This window comes from Microbacterium meiriae, from assembly GCF_025143875.1.
Classification (GTDB): Bacteria; Actinomycetota; Actinomycetes; order Actinomycetales; family Microbacteriaceae; genus Microbacterium; species Microbacterium meiriae.
Genome location: NZ_JAMBDU010000018.1, coordinates 1 through 18330 on the forward strand (window position 1 = coordinate 1; position 18330 = coordinate 18330).

The following is an 18330-nucleotide window of genomic DNA, read 5'->3' on the forward strand; positions in this document are numbered from 1 at the left end:
TCGTGCTTACCGAGACCCCGCTGCATCACGATGAGCGACGTGTTCGTCTCGCCGTCGTGCTGGCGGGGGTCCGGCTCCACGGGACCGGCCTTGGCCGAGCGCTTGGCGCGGCGCTGCAGGCGGTAGGCGACGTAGGAGAGCACCAGACAGACCGCGACGTACATCGAGCCGCCGACGATCGCGGCGGGGATCAGCGGCGACCCGTAGGGCGCCTGGTTGCCGATCTGGTTGATGACGTAGAGCAGCTCCTGGTACGTGATGATGAAGCCGAGCGCGGTGTCCTTCAGGGCCACCACGAGCTGCGCGATGATCACGGGCATCATCGCCCGGACGGCCTGCGGGATCAGGATGAAGTACATGACCCCGGTCTTGCGCAGGCCGATCGCGTAGCCGGCTTCTTTCTGCCCGCGCGGCAGCGACTCGATCCCGGCGCGGAGCACCTCCGCCAGCACGGAGCCGTTGTAGACGATGAGCGCGATGACGACCGCGTAGTACGGGGGCATCCGGATACCGATCACCGGGAGGCCGTAGTACAGCAGCATCATGAGGATCAGGACGGGGATCGCCCGCATGATCTCGATGATCCACCGCACCGGTTCCCGCACCCAGGCGTGCTCGGAGAGGCGGCCGATGCCGAGGACGAAGCCCAGCACGATCGAACCGACACCGGCGACCGCGAAGGCGGAGAGCGTGCTGAGCAGCCCCTCCCCGAAGCGCACCCAGACCGCCGAGTACGTGAAGATGTTCCACTTCTCCGCGGAGAACTGGCCGGTGGCGTACAGGCGCCAGACCACCCAGCCGAGCACGGCGAGGACGACGAGGATCGTTACGGCGCCGATGATCCGGTTGCGGGCGACGGCGCGAGGCCCGGGGACGTCGAACAGGACGGAACTCATCGCGCGATCCTCCACTTGTTCTCGAGTACGCGCTGCACCCAGCTCAGGAGCAGCACGAGCACGACGAAGATGACCATGACCCAGAGCAGCACGACGAGGGCGTTCTCGCCCCGCTCGCTGAGCGCCGCTCGGATCGTGCCGAGGTTGACCACCGAGAAGCCGGCGGCCACCGTGGTGTTCTTCATGAGGGCGATGAGCACGCTCATGAGCGGCGGGACCACGGACCGCGTGGCCTGGGGCAGCACGACGAAGCGCATGACTTGGCCGAAGTTGAGGCCGATGGCCCGTGCCGCCTCCGCCTGTCCGACCGGCACCGTGTTGATGCCGGCGCGGATCGCCTCAGCGACGTAGGTGGCGGTGTAGATGCCGAGCGCGATCGTGGCGAGCAGCAGGGAGTTGACCCGCTCCCCGAGCAGGATCGGAAGGCAGAACGCGAAGAAGAACATCACCAGCGTGAGCGGGGTGTTCCGGATCCAGTTCACGTACACGGCGCCGACGCCGCGCGCGATCGGGACCGGGGACACGCGGGCCGCTCCGACGATGAGTCCGAGCACCACGGCGATGAGGCCACCGCCGAGGAACAGCGCGATGGTTCCCCACAGCGCTTCACCCCAGAGGTCGAGGTGGTCCGAGATCACTCCCACTGCTGTGCCTTTCGGTTCGTTTCCGCGTCAGGTCGACGCCGAGGAGGACGGGGGCGGCCGGTCGGACCGACCGCCCCCGCGAGATCAACCGACCGGGTCGACCTCGGGCTGCTCGGCCTTCACACCGGAGGCGCCGAGGTTGTTGTCGAAGATCTGCTGCCAGATGTCACCACCGTCGGTGAGCTGGGTGTTGAAGTACTCGACGAGCGCGTCGTCGCCCTTCGCCACACCGATGCCGTAGCGCTCCTCGCTGAACGGCTCGCCGACGACCTTGAGGTTGTCGGGGTCCTGGGCCGCGTAGCCGATGAGGATCGCCTCGTCGGTCGTGACGGCGTCGACCTGCCCGTTCTTGAGGTCCTCGACGCACTTGGAGTACGTGTCGTACTCCTTCGTCTTCACCTCGGGGTAGTTCTCCTTGATGTTCTGGATCGGCGTCGAACCCGTCGCCGAGCAGACCGTCGTGGAGGAGTCGAGGTCGTCGACGCTCGCGATGTCGCTGTCGGCCGCGACGAGGAGGCCCTGGCCGGTGACGAAGTAGGGACCGGCGAAGGCGATCTGCTCCTTGCGCTTGTCGGTAATCGAGTAGGTGCCGACGTAGTAGTCGATGTCGCCGTTGACGATGGCCTGCTCGCGGTTCGCGGAGGCGATCGCCTGGAACTCGATCTTCTCCGGGTCGACACCGAGGGATGCCGCCATCCAGCGGGCGATGTCGACGTCGAAGCCGGTGCGCTCGTTCGTCACGGGGTCGAGGTAGCCGAGACCGGGCTGGTCCTCCTTGACGCCCACCTTGACGGTGCCCGACGAGGAGATGCGGTCGAACGTGGGGCTCCCCTCGATCGTGACATCCTCCTCGATGGTCCAGGGCGTGCTGCTCGAGGCGTCGCCCTCGTCGCTGCCCGACGTGCCGGTGCTCGACGGCGTGCCGCTGTTGCAGGCCGTGAGCGCGAGCAGCGCCACCGTGGCGATCCCGAATCCGGCCAGTGTCCGTGTGCGTCGCATGTGCGTCTCCTTCGTGTGCTGTGCTGTGGGTGCTGGGTCTGGGAAGTCAGTGCGTGAGGAGCTTCGAGAGGAAGTCCTTGGCGCGGTCGCTCTTCGGGTTCGTGAAGAACTCCTCGGGCGTGGCCTCCTCGACGATCCGGCCGTCCGCCATGAAGACGACGCGGTCGGCCGCCTTGCGGGCGAAGCCCATCTCGTGGGTGACGACGATCATCGTCATGCCCTCCTGGGCGAGCTCGACCATGACGTCGAGGACCTCGTTGATCATCTCGGGGTCGAGCGCGCTGGTGGGCTCGTCGAAGAGCATGACCTTCGGCTGCATGGCCAGGGCCCGCGCGATGGCGACGCGCTGCTGCTGGCCGCCCGAGAGCTGCGCGGGCAGCTTGTTCGCCTGCTGCGCGACGCCGACCCGCTTGAGGAGCATCATCGCCTCGGCCTCGGCGTCGGACTTCTTCAGGCCACGGACCTTGATCGGGCCGAGCGTCACGTTCTCGAGGATCGTGAGGTGCGCGAAGAGGTTGAAGGACTGGAAGACCATGCCGACGTCGGCCCGCAGGTGCGCGAGAGCCTTGCCCTCCGCGGGCAGCTCCTTGCCGTCGATGCGGATGGAGCCGCTGGTGATGGTCTCCAGGCGGTTGATCGTGCGGCAGAGCGTCGACTTGCCCGAGCCGGAGGGGCCGATCACGACGACGACCTCCCCCGCGTTGACGGTCAGGTCGATGTCGCTGAGCGCCTGGAACTCGCCGTAGTGCTTCTGGACGTTCTCGACGACGACGAGCGGGGTTTCAGAGGTCATCATTTCTCCAAACTAGCCACGCGATGCGCGCGGTTCCAGGCACCACGGTGAGGTTTACACGTTCGTAATCACCTGATCGCGGCGCCAATGCATCCTCGCAGGGGCGCCCCACGGCCCGCCCCCTCGGGCCGCGGGATCGCCCTGCTGCCACGCTCCCAGCGACAGCAGGCAGCAGGTGTCCGATCGTGTGCGATCGACCTCACCCTGGCAGAGCGCACCGAAGCCTGTCAGGGATCTTGAGGATTTCTTGAGGGGGCGCCCGTCACCGGCGCAGATCGCGGTAGTACTCCTCCGCACCGGGGTGCAAGGGCACCGGCCCGGTGAAGATCGCGGACCGCCGGTCCAGCAACGCTGCCGCCGGGACGTCGGCGGCCAACGTGGTGCGCGCCGCGAACAGGCCCGCGACGAGATCATGGACGACGCCGGGCGGGGTGCTTCCGGCGGTGACGAGGTAGTTCGGCACCGCCAACGTCATCACGGAGGCATCGAGGCCGTAGGTGCCCGCGGGCACGTCGGCGGGCCGATACGCATGGGAGTACCGCTCGTTGACCGCATTGACCCAGTCCTGCTCGACCGGGAGCAGACGGACGTCGACGGTCTCCGCGAGGTCCGCGATGCCGGGCGTCGGCAGCCCGCCCACCCAGAAGAAGCCGTCGATCTCGCCGCGCTCCATGGCGGCGATGGACCCGCCGAGGTCGAGCTGCGGATCGTCGATCGTATCCGCGGCCACGCCGGCGGCGTGCAGCACCCGGGTCGCGATCACGTTCACCCCCGAGTTCTCGGCCCCGAGGGATATCGTCCCCCCGGCGAGATCCGCGAGATCGTCCAGGGCCGAGTCGTCGCGCACGACGATCTGCAGGTACTCGTCGTACAGGCGGGCGACCGCCTGCACGTCCAGCGGCTCGGCGAAGGCTCCCGTTCCGGCCACGGCGTCGGCCGCGGCATCGCCCTGCGCGAAGCCGAGGAGCGCCTCCCCCGCACTCACCCGCAGCAGGTTGTCGACCGATCCGGCGCTCTCCTCCGCCGTGAGATCGACGTCCAGCTCGCGCGACAGCTCGACCGCCAGGCGACTGCCGTAGTCGTGGTAGACCCCGGTGGGGCTGCCCGCGGCGATCACGGCGACGGTGTCCGTCCATCCCTCGGAACGCGGACTGCACGCGCTCAACGCGACCGCCGTCACGAGCGCGAGCATCCCGGCCATGACACGCCGTCCCCGCCCGCTCATGCCGCCGCCTCCGCGGGGAGGACGAGGGCCACGAGGAGCCCGCCGCCATCGGCGCCGCACACCCGCAGCTCGCCCCCGACCGTCGCGAGGAGGTCGGTCGCGATCGCGAGCCCGAGCCCGGTCCCCGGCATGTCGCCGCTGTCCGCGCTCCGCCAGAAGCGGTCCGCCGCCGACGAGGCGTCCTCCGGAGACAGACCAGGGCCGTGGTCGCGCACGGTGAGGTGGCATTCGCCGCCCACGCGCCGCGCGCCGACCTCGATGGACGAGCCCTCCGGCGAGTACTTCACCGCGTTGTCGATCGCGGCATCGAGCGCGCTCTCCACGATGGTGCGGTCGGTGATCGTCATGACCGACGGCTCCCCCGTGGGGCGCAGCCCGATGGCCCGCTGCGCCGCCACCTCCTGCCAGGCCTCCACCCGGCGGGCTGCGACAGCGGCCAGATCGACCGCGGACATCGTGGAGTCGGTGCGACCGCCGCGGGCGAGTCCGAGGAGGGTCTCCAGGATGCGGGTCATCCGCCGGCCCTCCTCCCTCGTCTCCTCGACGTCGTGGTCCCACTCGCGTCCCAGGCCCGTCGCGAGGTGCTCGACGCGCAGCAGCAGCGCGTTGAGCGGATTCCGCAGCTCGTGCGAGGCGTTCAGCGCGAACTCCTGCTGCCGGGTCATGACGCGCTCGATCTCATCGGCCATGCCGTTGAACACACGCGTCATGCGCCGCAGCTCGGGCGGCCCGGTGCCCTCGGCCACGCGGGCGTCCATCTCCCCGCGCTCGATCGCCGCCATCGTCTCGTCGAGGCGGCGCACCGGGGAGAGCACCCAGCGCGCCAGCCCGGCGACCAGGAGGATGCCGAGCGCGCACAGCAGCACGACGATCACGCCGAGCACGAGCGTCTGGCGCAGGATGACGGTCTGCGGCGTCTCCGTTCCTCCGCTCACGAGCACGGCGCCGATCACGTCGCCGTCGTCGAACACCGGCTCCACGAGCGCCGCGTCGGACACGACCCATGCGGAGGAGGTCGGCTGTTCGGCGCGGCGTCCGGAGAGCGCCAGCCGTACCCGCTGCGCGTCCTCCTCCGACAGGACCGTGTCGCCGTGATCCCCCGCCGCCCACGGGCTGCCGGTGAGATCGAACACGGTCACCTCGATCCCGTACACCTCCTGGAAGCGTCGGACCTCGGCGTCCATCACCGCCGGGCTCCCGGAGCGGAGCGCCTGCCTGGCGCTCGTCGCGAAGTAGCCGAGGTCGCCGAGCTGCTCCGCGTAGAACGACTGCTGGACGCTGCGCGCCGCGCTCCACCCGGTCACGCCGCCGAGCGCGACGAGCACGACGATCAGCGGCACGAGGAAGACCACGGTCAGGCGGCGGCGCACGCGTCAGGACCCCGCGAGCCGATAGCCGACGCCGCGCACCGTCTCGATGAACGCGCGGTCCCCGCTCTTCTTCCGGATGGCCGCCACGTGCACCTCGAGCGAGTGGCCGAAGCCGCGCCAATCGGTGTTCCAGACCTCGCGGATGAGGCGCTCCTTCGGCACCGCCACACCCGGATACCGGGCGAGCACGCCCACGATGTCGAACTCCTTGCGGGTGAGCGCCAGCGGCACCCCGCCGACCTGCACCTCCCGCGCCACGAGGTCGATCTGCACCGCCCCGTCGTGCAGCAGCACCCGGGTATCCGGTTCCGTGCGCAGCGGTCGTGATCGCCGGGTGACCGCCTCGATCCGCGCCAGGAGTTCGTGCACGTCGTACGGCTTCACCACGAAGTCATCGGCCCCGGCCCGCAGCCCCTTGATGCGCTCGGCGACCTGGTTGCGCGCGGTGACGATCACGATCGGGACGTCGGACCGCCCCCGGATGCGACGGCAGAGGTCGATCCCGTCGACGTCCGGCAGCCCGAGGTCCAGCAGCACCACCTCGGTGTCGGCGTCGACGTGCTCCAGCGCGGTCGCCCCGTCGGCGGCGTGCACGGTGGCATAGCCCGAGCGCGCGAGGAAGGCCTGCAAGGCCCCCGCCACCCGCTCGTCGTCCTCGACGATGAGAATCCGCATCCTGCGTCCCGTCCGTCGCCGGTCAGCCGGTGGCGGCGGCGCGTTGGGCGAACGCGCTCTCGTACAGGCACACGCTCGCCGCGGTGGCCAGGTTGAGCGACTCCGCGCGTCCGAAGATCGGCAGCCGCAGGACCCGGTCGGCCCGTGTCAGCGCCTCGTCCTCGAGTCCGCGCGCCTCATTGCCGAACAGCCAGGCGGTCGGCTCGCCGAGCACACCGTCGGCGCGGGCTGCGAGGAGGTCATCCCCCTTCACGTCGGCCGCGAGGATCTGCAGGCCCGCATCGTGCGCACGTCGCACGACCTCGTCGAGGTCCCCACCCACGGAGACCGGAAGGTGGAAGAGCGAGCCCGTCGTCGCCCGCACGACCTTGGGGTTGTAAGGATCGACCGTACGGCCCGTGAGCACGACGGCGTCGGCGCCGGCGGCGTCGGCGGCCCGGATGATGGTGCCGAGGTTGCCGGGGTCGCGCACCTCCTCGCAGATGGCGACCAGACGCGGTGCGGCATCGAAGATGTCGCGCACGGAGGTCGGCGTCTGCCGGACGACGGCGACCAGCCCCTGCGGCGTCACCGTGTCGGCCATCGCGTTGAGCACGTCCTCGCTCACGTACTCGACCTCGACGTCCGCCTCCGCCGCCGCGGCACGGATGTCCGCGTGCCTCTCCCACCCGTGGGGGGTCGCGAACAGCTCGATGATCGCCTCCGGACGGTACGTCAGCGCCTCACGGACGGACTGCGGACCTTCCAACAGGAACAGCCCGGTCTCGGTACGCGCGCTGCGCTTGGTCAGCTTGGCGACGGCACGGACTCGGGGGGAACGGGGGTTCTCCAGCACGGACTCAGTCTACGGTCAGCCCGCCACCGCCCGGATACGCGGAACGGGCGCCTTCCCGGAGGAAGACGCCCGTTCGGAAGCGAGATGCTTACGCGACCGACTTCGGCGCGTTGACGTCGGAGGGCAGAGCCTTCTTCGCCGTCTCGACCAGCGTCGTGAACGTCGCGGCATCGTTCACCGCGAGGTCGGCGAGCATACGACGGTCGACCGTGACACCCGCGAGGTTGAGACCCTGGATGAAGCGGTTGTACGTCATGCCGTTCTGGCGGGCAGCGGCGTTGATGCGCTGGATCCAGAGACGACGGAAGTCGCCCTTGCGCTTGCGACGGTCCCGGTACGAGTAGACCAGGGAGTGGATGACCTGCTCCTTGGCCTTCCGGTAGAGGCGCGAACGCTGACCGCGGTAGCCGGAGGCGCGCTCGAGGATGACCCGACGCTTCTTGTGGGCGTTGACCGCCCGCTTGACTCTTGCCATTTTCCTGTGTTCCTATCGTGCGTTCGGCGCGTCAGCGACCGAGAAGCTTCTTCGCGACCTTGAAGTCCGCCTTCGCGAGCACCTGGTCCTGGTTCAGACGGCGGGTGCGACGGCTCGACTTGTGCTCGAGGTTGTGGCGCATCCCGGCCTGCTGCTTCTTCAGCTTGCCGCTGCCGGTGATCTTGAAGCGCTTCTTAGCACCCGAGTGGGTCTTCTGCTTCGGCATCTTCTCTTCCTTCGTATGGCGCCTTCTCAGGCGACGGTGTCAACCCGCGGTGCGGGAGTTCTGGGGGCGGATCTACTCCGCCGGGGCGTCCGCGGAAGCGTCCGCGTCGTTCTTCGCATCGCGCGCGGCCTGCTTGTTCGCGGCGCGCACGGCGTTCTGCTCCTGCTTCGCCTCGGACTTGCTCTTGTGCGGCGCGACGACCATGACCATGTTGCGGCCGTCGATGGTCGGGTTCGACTCGACGGTGCCGAACTCGGCGACGTCCTCGGCGAACTTGCGCAGCAGACGCACACCCTGCTCGGGACGCGACTGCTCGCGACCGCGGAAGAGGATCATGGCCTTGACCTTGTCACCGGCCTTGAGGAAGCCCTCGGCGCGCTTGAGCTTCGTCGTGTAGTCGTGCGCCTCGATCTTCAGACGGAAGCGGACTTCCTTGAGGATCGTGTTCGCCTGGTTGCGACGCGCTTCCTTTTCCTTCTGCGCGGCCTCGTACTTGAACTTGCCGTAGTCCATGATCTTGACGACGGGCGGCTTCGAGTTCGGGGCGACCTCGACGAGGTCGAGATCGGCTTCCTGTGCGAGACGCAGCGCTGCCTCGATGCGGACAACGCCGATCTGCTCACCCGCGGGGCCGACGAGGCGGACCTCGGGGACGCGGATGCGCTCATTGGTACGGGGATCGCTGATGCGGAGCTCCTTAGACGATGTGATTCGGCCACCGTGATGCTGTCTGCATCTCGGGCGAAATCGGAGTCGTCCCCCACCCGCCGGCTCTCAGACGCCGGCTCCGCACCCTGTCTACCGGTCCCCCTCGTGACGAGCGGAGCCGGCGGAGCGCAAGACCCGGTAGCCTGGAACGGCAAGCGCGGGTGGGAAGTGAATCCTCTTTCGTTCCGGAGCATGACGCTCCGGAGCCCGCCAAAGTCTAACAGAAAGCAAGGCGAAGTGACGAACCAGGCATCGGACGAGGCGGCCCGCGAGCGCGAGGAGCGATGGGCTCGGCAGGAAGAAGCGGCCTCCTCGGCCGTCCGCGACATCGCCGACGTTCCGGCCGTCGAGGTGATCACCACCGCCGCCGTGCACCTCATGAGTGCTGCCGCCGTCAAGCTCGGCCTGGCGGACGACCCGGAGGCCGCGGCTCAGCTCGACCTGGACGAGGCGCGCAAGCTCATCAACGCGCTGGCGGGACTCATCACCGCCGGCGCCCCCGAGATCAGCGACATGCACGCCCGCTCGTTGCGTGACGGCCTCCGTTCGCTGCAGCTCGCCTTCCGCGAGGCCTCGACCATCCCGGACCCGATCGGCAAGGGCCCCGGCGAGAAGTGGACCGGCCCCGTCACCTGATCCGGTCGGAGCTCCGCCTCAGACGCTGCGGCGGAGCTTGACCGTCAGCGAGTCGGCGAGGACGGCGATGCGGTCATCCGCCGCCCACCGCTGGGCGAGGCGCGCGAGCACCGCATCCAGGACCTCGCGCTCCAGGCCGTCGACGAGCTCCAGCACCACGATGAGCTCCGGCCCGCGCAGCCGCGCATCCGGGTCACCGGGCGCGACCGCGACGTCGATCACGGCGAGTTCGTGGGCGATGCTCTCCCGGAGCGCGGTGACCACCTCGGGCGAGAGGAAGCTCGGTTCCCACGCGTGCCCCTGCGCCACGGCCCAGACGGCGGGTCGCCGGATCACGAACTCCGTGTCCGAGGTCGGGTCGAGCACGATCAGGTCGGTGTCCTCCGACGATGCGGCCAGCGCGGCGCGGACGGCCTCGACCGGGATGGGTCGCGCCGACGGGTCCCAGCGCTGCATCGTCTCGACCGACGAGAACACCGGCTGGACGCGGCGCCCGTCCGGTGCGGCGACGGTGACGATCGACAGCTCCTGCGTCTTGTCCACCGCGAGGCCGCTGGGGGCCACCCCCTCCTCACCCTTCTCGGCGATCAGCGGGATGAGCACCCGCGCGGAGCGGAACGCGTCGACGACCTCCGTCTGACTCCCCTCCCCCGCGCGGAAGCGGAGCAGGGCGGCGAGAAGAGCAGGGTCCGCCGAGCCGTCGTCCGCGGCATGCGGATTCGACTCGAAGCTGCGCCCCTCCCAGGGGACACCGGCCGAGTCCGCCCGGTTGTGCGGCTCCGGCCCGCAGGCGTGGGGGTCAGTCTCCGGCGACATCCAGGGCCTCCGCCAGCGTGAAGGCGCCCGCGTACAGCGCCTTGCCGACGATGGCGCCCTCGACGCCCAGCGGCACGAGGTCGCGCAGGGCGGCGATGTCGTCGAGGTTCGAGATGCCGCCCGACGCGACGACCGGCTTCGGCGTGCGCGAGGTGACCTCACGCAGGAGCTCCAGGTTCGGACCGCGCAGCGTGCCGTCCTTGGTCACGTCGGTGACGACGTAGCGGCTGCAGCCGGCGTCCTCGAGGCGCTCGAGCACCTCCCAGAGGTCGCCGCCCTCCTTCGTCCAGCCCCGCGCCGCGAGCGTCGTGCCGCGCACGTCGAGGCCGACGGCGATCGCCTCGCCGAAGCGGCTGATCACGTCGGCGGCCCACTCCGGGTTCTCCAGGGCGGCGGTGCCGAGGTTGATGCGGGCGGCGCCGCTCTCCAGAGCCGCCTCCAGGCTCGCGTCGTCCCGGATGCCGCCGGAGAGCTCGACGTTGACGTTCTTGAACTGCTTGATGACCTTGCGCAGGATCGGGGCGTTGCTGCCGCGTCCGAACGCCGCGTCGAGGTCGACGAGGTGGATCCAGGAGGCCCCCTGCGAGACCCACTCCCCCGCGGCGTCGAGCGGGTCGCCGTAGCTCGTCTCCGTGCCCGCCTCCCCCTGGGTCAGACGGACCGCCTTGCCGCCGGCGACGTCGACCGCGGGGAGGAGCGTGAGCGAGGGGGACTGCGCGAAGTCGTTCATGGGGTCCTTGGTTCGGGTGGGTCTGCGGCCCGAGAGGGCACGAGAGACGAGGGTAGTCCGCCGCGGGGCGCGGGACAAACCGCATGACGCCCGGCGCCGACGCGGCCCCGGATCAGAGGCTCTGCACCCAGTTCCGGAGCAGCTGGATGCCGGCGTCTCCGGACTTCTCGGGGTGGAACTGCGTCGCCGAGAGCGGGCCGTTCTCCACGGCCGCGAGGAAGGGACCGCCGTAGGTCGCCCAGGTGAGCACGGGCTGGGGGAACGGCGGGATCACATCGAGCTCCCAGGACTGCGCCGCATAGGAGTGCACGAAGTAGAAGCGCTCCTGCTCGATCCCGCGGAACAGGACGGTGTCCTCCCCCGGTTCCACGGTGTTCCAGCCCATGTGCGGCAGGACAGGGGCGTTGAGCTCCGTCACGGCGCCCGGCCACTCGCCGAGGCCCGCGGCGTCGTGCCCGCGCTCGACGCCGTGCTCGAAGAGCACCTGCATGCCGACGCAGATACCCAGCACCGGTCGACCGCCCGCGAGACGACGGCCGATGATCTCGTCGCCGCCGTGAGCCTGCAGGGCGTCCCGCACGGCCTGGAAGGCTCCGACGCCGGGCACGACGAACCCGTCGGCCTCGAGCGCCTCGGTGCGGTCGCGCGTGAGGACGGCGTCGGCTCCCGCGGCGACGAGCGCCTTGACCGCGGAGTGGACGTTGCCGGATTCGTAGTCGAAGACGGCGACCCGGGGCGCGGCGCTCACAAGGCTCCCTTGGTGGACGGGATGCCGTCGACGAGGGGATCCAGCGCCTTCGCCTGACGGAACGCCCGCGCGAACGCCTTGAACTCGGCCTCGGCGATGTGGTGCGGGTCGCGCCCGCCCAGGACCCGGACGTGCACGGTGAGGGCGGCGTTGAAGGTGATGGCTTCGAAGACGTGCCGGACGAGCGATCCGGTGAAGTGCCCGCCGATCAGGTGGTGCTCGAAGCCCGCGGGTTCACCCTCGTGCACGAGGTACGGGCGACCGGAGATGTCGACGACCGCCTGCGCGAGCGCCTCGTCCAGGGGGACGAGGGCGTCGCCGTAGCGGGAGATGCCGGACTTGTCCCCGAGCGCGGCGAGGATCGCCTGACCGAGCACGATCGAGACGTCTTCCACGGTGTGGTGCGCGTCGATGTGGGTGTCGCCGGACGCCCGCACGGTGAGATCCGTCAGCGAGTGCTTCGCGAACGCCGTGAGCATGTGGTCGAAGAACGGCACCGAGGTGTCGATGCGGCTCGCGCCGGTACCGTCCAGGTTGAGCTCGACCTCGACGGTGGACTCCGACGTGCTGCGCACGCGGCTCGCGGTGCGTGCGGTGGGCGCGGGGATGGTCATGATGCCGATCCTATCGAGGCCAGGGCGTCCAGGAACGCCGTGGTCTCCGCCTCCGTACCGGCACTCACCCGCAGGTGACCGGGGATGCCGACGTCACGGACGAGCACGCCGCGATCGTAGAGCTGCTGCCAGGTGGCCTGCGGGTCCGCGACGCCGCCGAACAGCACGAAGTTGGACCACGAGAGGTGGGGCGTGTAGCCGAGGGCCTCCAGCGTGGCCGTGATCCGGTCGCGCTGCTCCACGATCTCCTGCACCATCCCGAGCATGACGTCGGCATTGCGGAGCGCGGCGACGGCCGCCGCCTGCGTCAGGGCGCTCAGGTGGTAGGGCAGGCGCACCAGACGCAGCGCGTCGATGAACGCGGGGTCGGCGGCGAGGTAGCCGACGCGGGCACCGGCGAAGGCGAAGGCCTTGCTCATGGTGCGGGAGACCGCCAGCCGCGGCCGGCCCTCCAGCAGAGTCAGTGCAGACGGGGCATCGCGCGGCGCGAACTCCTGATAGGCCTCGTCGACGATCACCACGCCACGGGCGGCGTCGTAGACGGCCTCCACCACGTCGAGCCCCAGCGGCGTGCCCGTCGGATTGTTCGGCGAGCAGAGGATCACGATGTCCGGGTCGGCCGCACGGACCTGCTCCGCCGCCTCCTCCGCGGTGACGGTGTAGTCCGGCTGCCGGGTGCCGGCGATCCACGACGCCCCTGTGCCCTTCGCGATGAGCGGGTACATCGAGTACGTCGGGCCGAAGCCGAATGCCGTGCGGTCCGGACCGCCGAAAGCCTGGAAGATGTGCTGCAGCACCTCGTTGGAGCCGTTTCCCGCCCAGATCTGCTCCGGCGTGAGGCCGTGACCCAGGTAATCGGCGAAGGCCTCCCGCAGCGTCGTGAACTCACGATCCGGGTACCGGTTCACGTCCCGGATCGCCACGGCGATGTCATCGAGGATGTCGCTCGCGACCTCGTCGGGAACGGGATGCGTGTTCTCGTTCACGTTCAGAGCCACCGGCAGCGGGGCCTGGGGCGCGCCGTACGGGGTGAGTCCGCGCAGATCGTCGCGGAGCGGGAGATCGTTGAGGGAGAAGGTCACCCTTCCCATCTTAAGAGGAGCACGGAGAGCCGAGGTCATCGTGACGACCGGATCGGAAGACTCGGGCTCCGCGTCAGTCGGTGTAGCGGGCCGGGAGCGCGAGCTCCTGACCGACCTGCAGCTCGCCGCCGCGCAGGAGATTCATGCGGCTGATCTCACCGATGACCTCGCGGGGGTCGGCCTCGGGGGCGATGCTGCTCGCGATCGACCAGAGGGTGTCGCCGGGCATGACCGTGACGGTCTCGACGGAGACGGCCGGTGCGTCCGCGCCGGAGGCGATCGCACTGCCCCCGCTGATGGCGGCGAAGGCGATGCCCGCCGCGAGCGGGACCGAGGCGAGCGCGAGCAGAGCGCGGCGACCGCGTGCCGTGATCCGCAGCCGGGTGGCCGGACGGGCCGATGCCGGGAAGGCGGTCGCGGTGCTGAGGCTGATGCTGCTCATGTCTGCTCCTTACTGTCCCGGCGCCGGAGCCCGGGGAGGTTGGCGTAGCTTTCGCATCCGCGCCTCGGCCGGGAGCCGTCGATGCGAAGCTACGTTCCGAAGATATCTTCGAGTTCGAACATCTGTCAAGCTGTCTTCGAAACCGCGGCCCGCGAATCGCCCGACACGCTCGAACAGATCTTCCAGATCCGCGCTTTTCTCGGATACGGTTTCGATAAGGACACCCCACCACGGGCCACCGACATTCGAAGCGGCACGTCGGATCACGCAGTGAAGGAGCACCATGAGCGACACCTCAGCCCTCGAGTCCGAGGCGCCGCGCACCCGCCGTCGCAAGAGCCTCAGTCCGAAGCAGATGGCGATCCTCGAGGTCATCCAGGGCTCCATCGCACAGAACGGCTACCCGCCGAGCATGCGCGAGATCGGCGATGCCGTCGGACTCAAGTCGCTGTCCAGCGTCACGCACCAGCTCGGTCAGCTCGAGCTCAGCGGCTACCTGCGGCGCGACCCGGGCAAGACGCGCGCCATGGAGGTCCTCATCGACCTTCCCGGCACCGGTGCGGAGAACCCCGCGGATGTGGCGACCCCGGTCGGCGACGCCGCCCTGGTCCCGCTGGTCGGCCGCATCGCCGCCGGCGTGCCCATCACCGCCGATCAGCAGGTGGAGGAGATCTTCCCGCTCCCCCGGCAGCTCGTCGGCAAAGGCGACCTCTTCATGCTCAAGGTCTCCGGCGAGTCGATGATCGACGCCGCGATCTGCGACGGGGACTGGGTCGTGGTCCGGTCGCAGAACACCGCGGAGAACGGTGAGATCGTCGCCGCCATGCTCGACGGCGAGGCCACCGTCAAGGTGCTTCGTCGTCGCGACGGCCACACCTGGCTGCTCCCCCGCAACTCCGCGTTCGAGCCGATCCTGGGCGACGAAGCCGTCGTGCTCGGCAAGGTCGTCGCGGTCATGCGCGCCGTCTGAGACACACGACGAAGGCCCTCCCGGTGCACCGGGAGGGCCTTCGTCGTTTCGCTGAGCAGGAGTGTCAGGCGGTGACCACCACGTCCTCGCGCACCCGGCGGGTGGCCTCGACGATGTTCCGCAGCGATGCCGTGGTCTCGGCGTAGCCGCGGGTCTTCAGGCCGCAGTCCGGGTTCACCCAGAGCTGACGGAGCGGGATCTCCTCGACCGCGCGACGCAGCAGGGACTCGACCTCCTCGACCGTCGGCACACGCGGCGAGTGGATGTCGTAGACACCGGGGCCGATGCCGTGGTCGAAGCCGACCTCGGCGATGTCCGCGACGACCTCCATGCGGCTGCGGGCCGCCTCGATCGACGTCACGTCGGCGTCGAGCGCACGGATCGCGTCGATCACGACGCCGAACTCCGAGTAACAGAGGTGGGTGTGCACCTGCGTGGCCGCCGCGGCACCGCCCGTCGCCAGACGGAACGAGGCGACGGACCAGTCCAGGTACGCGGGCTGGTCGGTCTGCTTCAGCGGCAGCAGCTCGCGCAGCGCCGGCTCGTCGACCTGGATCACCTGGATGCCCGCGGCCTCCAGATCGGCGATCTCGTCGCGGAGGGCGAGCGCGACCTGGTTCGCGGTCTCCCCCAGAGGCTGGTCGTCGCGGACGAAGGACCACGCGAGGATGGTGACCGGCCCCGTGAGCATCCCCTTCATGTGCTTCGCGGTGAGCGACTGGGCGTATGCCGACCAGGCGACCGTGATGGGCGCCGGGCGGGAGACATCGCCCCAGAGGATCGACGGACGCGTGGCTCGCGAGCCGTACGACTGCACCCAGCCGTGCTGCGTGACCGCGAAGCCGTCGAGGTGCTCGGCGAAGTACTGCACCATGTCGTTCCGCTCGGGTTCGCCGTGCACGAGGACGTCGAGGCCGAGGTCCTCCTGCAGGGAGACGACCGCGGCGACCTCACGGCGGAGGAACTCCTCGTAGTCGTCCTCGGGGATCTCGCCGCGGAGGAACTGCGCGCGTGCGCGGCGGATGTCTCCGGTCTGCGGGAAGGAGCCGATCGTCGTCAGGGGCAGCACCGGCAGGCCGAGGACATTCTGCGCCTCTTCCCGCTCCGCGTACGGAGCACGGGCGAAGTCGGCGTCGGTCAGCGCACGGGAACGCACCGCACCGTCGCGCACGCCGGGAGCGCTCAGGCGATCCTGCAGCGCAGCGGTCGCGGCGTCCAGCTCGGTCGCGATCGCCGTGCGCCCTTCGGACAGACCGCGGGCGAGGGTCACGACCTGCTGCACCTTCTGGTCCGCGAACGCCAGCCAGGACACCAGGCGCTCGTCGAGCGCGGTCTCGTCCTCCACGTCGTGCGGCACGTGCAGCAGCGAGGTCGAGGTGGCCGCGGACACCGGAGCACCGAGCGCGCGGAGCGCCTCCAGGGAGTCGAACGCCGCGGAGAGGTCGCCACGCCAGATGTTGTGACCGTCGATCACACCGCCGACGAGGGTCTTGCCCTCGAGGCCAGGCACCACCTCCGGGACGGCACCGCGCACGAGGTCGACGGCGATCGCCTCGATGGGGGCCGCGGCCACGGTCCCGAACGTCTCGCCGAGGCTCGCATACGGGGCCGCGACGAGGATCGAGGGACGTTCCTCGGCGCTGCCCAGCACCGCGAGCGCGCGCTCCGCCGCCGAGGCGAGCTGGGCGGTCGTGGCCGGCAGCGACTCGCTGACGAGCGCGGGCTCGTCGAGCTGCACCCACTCGGCACCCGCGGCGCGCAGGCGGGCGAGCAGATCGACGTAGACCGGCAGCACGTCCTCCAGACGCGAGAGCGGCTCGAAGCCCTCCGGCGCGTCGTCCGACGCCTTCGCGAGCGCCAGCAGCGTGACCGGTCCGACGACCACGGGACGCGTGACGAATCCGGCGGCTGCGGCCTCGGCGACCTCGCGCACCAGCCGGTCGCTGGCGAGGGAGAACGCCGTCTCCGGGCCGATCTCCGGCACGAGGTAGTGGTAGTTCGAATCGAACCACTTCGTCATCTCCAGCGGCGCGCGCTCCCCCTCGCCGCGGGCGACGGTGAACAGTGCGGAGAGTCCGATCGTCCCGTCCGCCTCCCGCAGGTCGTCGAAGCGCGCGGGGATGGCGCCGACCGTGGCGGCGGCATCGAGCACCTGGTCGTAGAACGAGAAGGACTCCGGGATCGACGAGTCCGTGCGACCGAGGCCGAGGGCGGCCAGGCGTTCACGGGTCGCCGCGCGCAGGTCCGCTGCCGTCCGCTCCAGCTCCTGCTCGTCGATGCGGCCCGCCCAGAACGCCTCGACGGCCTTCTTGAGCTCGCGGCGGCGGCCGATGCGGGGATAGCCGAGGATGGTGCCCTCGGGGAATGCGGTCATGGTGTTTCCTTTCGGCGGGGACTAGTGCCGGAGCGCCGGGACGATGCCGGCTTCGGCGAGGACGGTCAGGACGGTCTCGTGCTGGTTGAAGGCGTACAGGTGGACGCCGGGGGCGCCGCCGGCGACGACGTCGGCGGCGAGGCGCGCGGCCCACGAGATCCCGATCTCCCGGCGCCCCTCGGCGGTGGGCTCGACGTCGAGGGCGACCGAGAGTTCGCTCGGCAGGTCCTCCCCCGTGAGCTCCAGCACCCGGGCCAGCCGGGCAGGTGAGGTGATCGGCATGATGCCGGGAAGGATCGGGATGGTGACGCCGCCCGCTCGAGCTCGCTCCACGAAGGCGAGGTAGTCGTCCGGGTGGAAGAAGAGCTGGGTGATGGCGAAGGTCGCCCCCGCCGCCTGCTTGGCGAGCAGAGCCTCCACGTCCTGGGTGCGGTGCGTGGCCCGCGGGTGCCCCTTCGGGAAGGCCGCGACCGCGATGTCGACCTTCTGCCGGGGGGCCACCAGCGCGGCACCGGGAAGGCCGGGGACCGGGGACTCCTGGTACGGAGCACGTTCGGCCTGGACGCGATCGATGAGCTGCACGAGCTGAGCCGCGCTCTCCAGGTCGCCGAGGAAGGGCTCCGTCCGGCCCGCGGGCGGATCGCCGCGGAGGGCGAGGAAGCGGAGGATCCCGGCGTCGAGGAACTCCCGGATGAGCGCCGTGGCCCCGGCATAGGTGTTGCCGACGCACGTGAGATGGGCGAGGGGCTCGACGTCGGTGTGCTCGCGGATGAACCGCAGCACGTCGAGCGAGCGTCCCCCGGTCGAGCCGCCGGCGCCATAGGTCACCGAGAGGAACGCGGGTCCGGCCGCGGCGAGGTGACGGACGGTCTCGTGCAGCGCCTCCTGGCTCGACTCCGAGCGGGGCGGATACAGCTCGAAGGAGAACGGCACGCGGGAGGCGCGGGAGGCGTCGAACGGGGAAGACATCTTCTCTCCAGGGGACAGGGGCCGGGGTCCGCGCACGACGAAGAGCACGTCGCTCGCGGGCGGGTGCCGGGCTCGGCTGTCGCTCCACGTCCGGGATCAACCG

General features: G+C 70.2%; 21 protein-coding genes. 2 read left to right on the top strand and 19 right to left on the bottom strand.

Features of this window, described 5'->3' with window-relative positions; genetic code table 11:
- The 11 genes from M4D53_RS11710 to infC form a co-directional block, all read right to left on the bottom strand.
- A partial coding sequence (locus tag M4D53_RS11710; protein ID WP_259954174.1) for an amino acid ABC transporter permease occupies window positions 1–896 on the bottom strand: 896 nt, incomplete at its 3' end.
- Window positions 893–1540, bottom strand: a complete 648-nt coding sequence (locus tag M4D53_RS11715) for an amino acid ABC transporter permease (protein ID WP_062636670.1) — start codon at window positions 1538–1540, stop codon at window positions 893–895. The genes M4D53_RS11715 and M4D53_RS11710, both read right to left, overlap by 4 nt.
- An 84-nt stretch (window positions 1541–1624) precedes the next feature.
- Complete coding sequence (locus tag M4D53_RS11720) at window positions 1625–2539, bottom strand: glutamate ABC transporter substrate-binding protein (protein WP_259954177.1); 915 nt, start codon at window positions 2537–2539, stop codon at window positions 1625–1627.
- Between the two features lie 46 nt (window positions 2540–2585).
- A complete protein-coding gene (locus M4D53_RS11725; RefSeq protein ID WP_060922536.1) occupies window positions 2586–3332 on the bottom strand; it encodes an amino acid ABC transporter ATP-binding protein in 747 nt (248 codons plus the stop codon).
- A 262-nt stretch (window positions 3333–3594) separates the two neighbouring features.
- On the bottom strand, window positions 3595–4557 hold the full coding sequence (locus tag M4D53_RS11730) for a TAXI family TRAP transporter solute-binding subunit (protein ID WP_259954178.1): 963 nt from the start codon (window positions 4555–4557) through the stop codon (window positions 3595–3597).
- Window positions 4554–5927, bottom strand: a complete 1374-nt coding sequence (locus M4D53_RS11735; protein WP_259954180.1) for an ATP-binding protein — start codon at window positions 5925–5927, stop codon at window positions 4554–4556. The genes M4D53_RS11730 and M4D53_RS11735 overlap by 4 nt, the downstream gene beginning before the upstream one ends.
- 3 nt (window positions 5928–5930) lie before the next feature.
- The gene (locus M4D53_RS11740) at window positions 5931–6602 is read right to left on the bottom strand and encodes a response regulator transcription factor (RefSeq protein ID WP_259954181.1); all 672 of its coding nucleotides are present in this window, start codon (window positions 6600–6602) and stop codon (window positions 5931–5933) included.
- A 22-nt stretch (window positions 6603–6624) separates the two neighbouring features.
- Window positions 6625–7437: a TrmH family RNA methyltransferase gene (locus M4D53_RS11745; protein ID WP_259954182.1), complete on the bottom strand. Its 813-nt coding sequence runs from the start codon at window positions 7435–7437 to the stop codon at window positions 6625–6627.
- Between the two features lie 88 nt (window positions 7438–7525).
- Window positions 7526–7912, bottom strand: coding sequence for a 50S ribosomal protein L20 (gene rplT / locus M4D53_RS11750; RefSeq protein ID WP_187661881.1), 387 nt, complete (start codon window positions 7910–7912; stop codon window positions 7526–7528).
- Between the two features lie 31 nt (window positions 7913–7943).
- Window positions 7944–8138, bottom strand: coding sequence for a 50S ribosomal protein L35 (rpmI, locus tag M4D53_RS11755; protein WP_025105280.1), 195 nt, complete (start codon window positions 8136–8138; stop codon window positions 7944–7946).
- 72 nt (window positions 8139–8210) lie between these two features.
- Window positions 8211–8849, bottom strand: coding sequence for a translation initiation factor IF-3 (infC, locus tag M4D53_RS11760; RefSeq protein ID WP_370428515.1), 639 nt, complete (start codon window positions 8847–8849; stop codon window positions 8211–8213).
- Between the two features lie 234 nt (window positions 8850–9083).
- On the opposite strand from infC, the gene M4D53_RS11765 reads away from it, so the two are divergent.
- On the top strand, window positions 9084–9482 hold the full coding sequence (locus M4D53_RS11765) for a DUF1844 domain-containing protein (protein ID WP_060922526.1): 399 nt from the start codon (window positions 9084–9086) through the stop codon (window positions 9480–9482).
- 18 nt (window positions 9483–9500) lie between these two features.
- Here M4D53_RS11765 and M4D53_RS11770 read toward each other — a convergent pair whose 3' ends face one another.
- The 6 genes from M4D53_RS11770 to M4D53_RS11795 all read right to left on the bottom strand — a co-directional run bounded on the left by M4D53_RS11770 (window position 9501) and on the right by M4D53_RS11795 (window position 13914).
- Window positions 9501–10298: an SseB family protein gene (locus tag M4D53_RS11770; protein WP_187661882.1), complete on the bottom strand. Its 798-nt coding sequence runs from the start codon at window positions 10296–10298 to the stop codon at window positions 9501–9503.
- Window positions 10282–11028, bottom strand: a complete 747-nt coding sequence (gene priA / locus M4D53_RS11775) for a bifunctional 1-(5-phosphoribosyl)-5-((5-phosphoribosylamino)methylideneamino)imidazole-4-carboxamide isomerase/phosphoribosylanthranilate isomerase PriA (protein WP_025105284.1) — start codon at window positions 11026–11028, stop codon at window positions 10282–10284. Before priA ends, M4D53_RS11770 begins: the two co-directional genes overlap by 17 nt.
- 112 nt (window positions 11029–11140) lie before the next feature.
- On the bottom strand, window positions 11141–11776 hold the full coding sequence (gene hisH, locus M4D53_RS11780) for an imidazole glycerol phosphate synthase subunit HisH (RefSeq protein WP_259954184.1): 636 nt from the start codon (window positions 11774–11776) through the stop codon (window positions 11141–11143).
- Window positions 11773–12390, bottom strand: a complete 618-nt coding sequence (gene hisB / locus M4D53_RS11785) for an imidazoleglycerol-phosphate dehydratase HisB (protein WP_060922523.1) — start codon at window positions 12388–12390, stop codon at window positions 11773–11775. The genes hisH and hisB overlap by 4 nt, the downstream gene beginning before the upstream one ends.
- The gene (locus M4D53_RS11790) at window positions 12387–13481 is read right to left on the bottom strand and encodes a histidinol-phosphate transaminase (protein WP_370428498.1); all 1095 of its coding nucleotides are present in this window, start codon (window positions 13479–13481) and stop codon (window positions 12387–12389) included. Before M4D53_RS11790 ends, hisB begins: the two co-directional genes overlap by 4 nt.
- 64 nt (window positions 13482–13545) lie before the next feature.
- Complete coding sequence (locus M4D53_RS11795; RefSeq protein ID WP_187661886.1) at window positions 13546–13914, bottom strand: LysM peptidoglycan-binding domain-containing protein; 369 nt, start codon at window positions 13912–13914, stop codon at window positions 13546–13548.
- A 283-nt stretch (window positions 13915–14197) separates the two neighbouring features.
- On the opposite strand from M4D53_RS11795, the gene lexA reads away from it, so the two are divergent.
- Entirely contained in the window at window positions 14198–14884 is a 687-nt protein-coding gene (lexA, locus tag M4D53_RS11800; protein WP_259954186.1) for a transcriptional repressor LexA, read from the top strand.
- A 64-nt stretch (window positions 14885–14948) separates the two neighbouring features.
- Here lexA and metE read toward each other — a convergent pair whose 3' ends face one another.
- Both metE and M4D53_RS11810 read right to left on the bottom strand, forming a co-directional pair.
- Window positions 14949–17258: a 5-methyltetrahydropteroyltriglutamate--homocysteine S-methyltransferase gene (gene metE, locus M4D53_RS11805; protein ID WP_259954188.1), complete on the bottom strand. Its 2310-nt coding sequence runs from the start codon at window positions 17256–17258 to the stop codon at window positions 14949–14951.
- Between the two features lie 21 nt (window positions 17259–17279).
- Window positions 17280–18227 (bottom strand): methylenetetrahydrofolate reductase, encoded by a 948-nt coding sequence (locus M4D53_RS11810; RefSeq protein ID WP_259954189.1) that lies wholly within the window; start codon window positions 18225–18227, stop codon window positions 17280–17282.
- Window positions 18228–18330: the final 103 nt, after the last annotated feature.

What these genes read in the sequence shown, in the direction of transcription:
- M4D53_RS11720 (WP_259954177.1), bottom strand. Translation starts at nt 2,539, where the DNA reads ATGCGACGCACACGGACACTGGCCGGATTCGGGATCGCCACGGTGGCG.
- M4D53_RS11725 (WP_060922536.1), bottom strand. Translation starts at nt 3,332, where the DNA reads ATGACCTCTGAAACCCCGCTCGTCGTCGTCGAGAACGTCCAGAAGCAC.
- M4D53_RS11730 (WP_259954178.1), bottom strand. Translation starts at nt 4,557, where the DNA reads ATGAGCGGGCGGGGACGGCGTGTCATGGCCGGGATGCTCGCGCTCGTG.
- M4D53_RS11740 (WP_259954181.1), bottom strand. Translation starts at nt 6,602, where the DNA reads ATGCGGATTCTCATCGTCGAGGACGACGAGCGGGTGGCGGGGGCCTTG.
- rplT (WP_187661881.1), bottom strand. Translation starts at nt 7,912, where the DNA reads ATGGCAAGAGTCAAGCGGGCGGTCAACGCCCACAAGAAGCGTCGGGTC.
- rpmI (WP_025105280.1), bottom strand. Translation starts at nt 8,138, where the DNA reads ATGCCGAAGCAGAAGACCCACTCGGGTGCTAAGAAGCGCTTCAAGATC.
- M4D53_RS11770 (WP_187661882.1), bottom strand. Translation starts at nt 10,298, where the DNA reads ATGTCGCCGGAGACTGACCCCCACGCCTGCGGGCCGGAGCCGCACAAC.
- priA (WP_025105284.1), bottom strand. Translation starts at nt 11,028, where the DNA reads ATGAACGACTTCGCGCAGTCCCCCTCGCTCACGCTCCTCCCCGCGGTC.
- hisB (WP_060922523.1), bottom strand. Translation starts at nt 12,390, where the DNA reads ATGACCATCCCCGCGCCCACCGCACGCACCGCGAGCCGCGTGCGCAGC.
- M4D53_RS11790 (WP_370428498.1), bottom strand. Translation starts at nt 13,481, where the DNA reads ATGGGAAGGGTGACCTTCTCCCTCAACGATCTCCCGCTCCGCGACGAT.
- M4D53_RS11795 (WP_187661886.1), bottom strand. Translation starts at nt 13,914, where the DNA reads ATGAGCAGCATCAGCCTCAGCACCGCGACCGCCTTCCCGGCATCGGCC.
- lexA (WP_259954186.1), top strand. Translation starts at nt 14,198, where the DNA reads ATGAGCGACACCTCAGCCCTCGAGTCCGAGGCGCCGCGCACCCGCCGT.
- metE (WP_259954188.1), bottom strand. Translation starts at nt 17,258, where the DNA reads ATGACCGCATTCCCCGAGGGCACCATCCTCGGCTATCCCCGCATCGGC.
- M4D53_RS11810 (WP_259954189.1), bottom strand. Translation starts at nt 18,227, where the DNA reads ATGTCTTCCCCGTTCGACGCCTCCCGCGCCTCCCGCGTGCCGTTCTCC.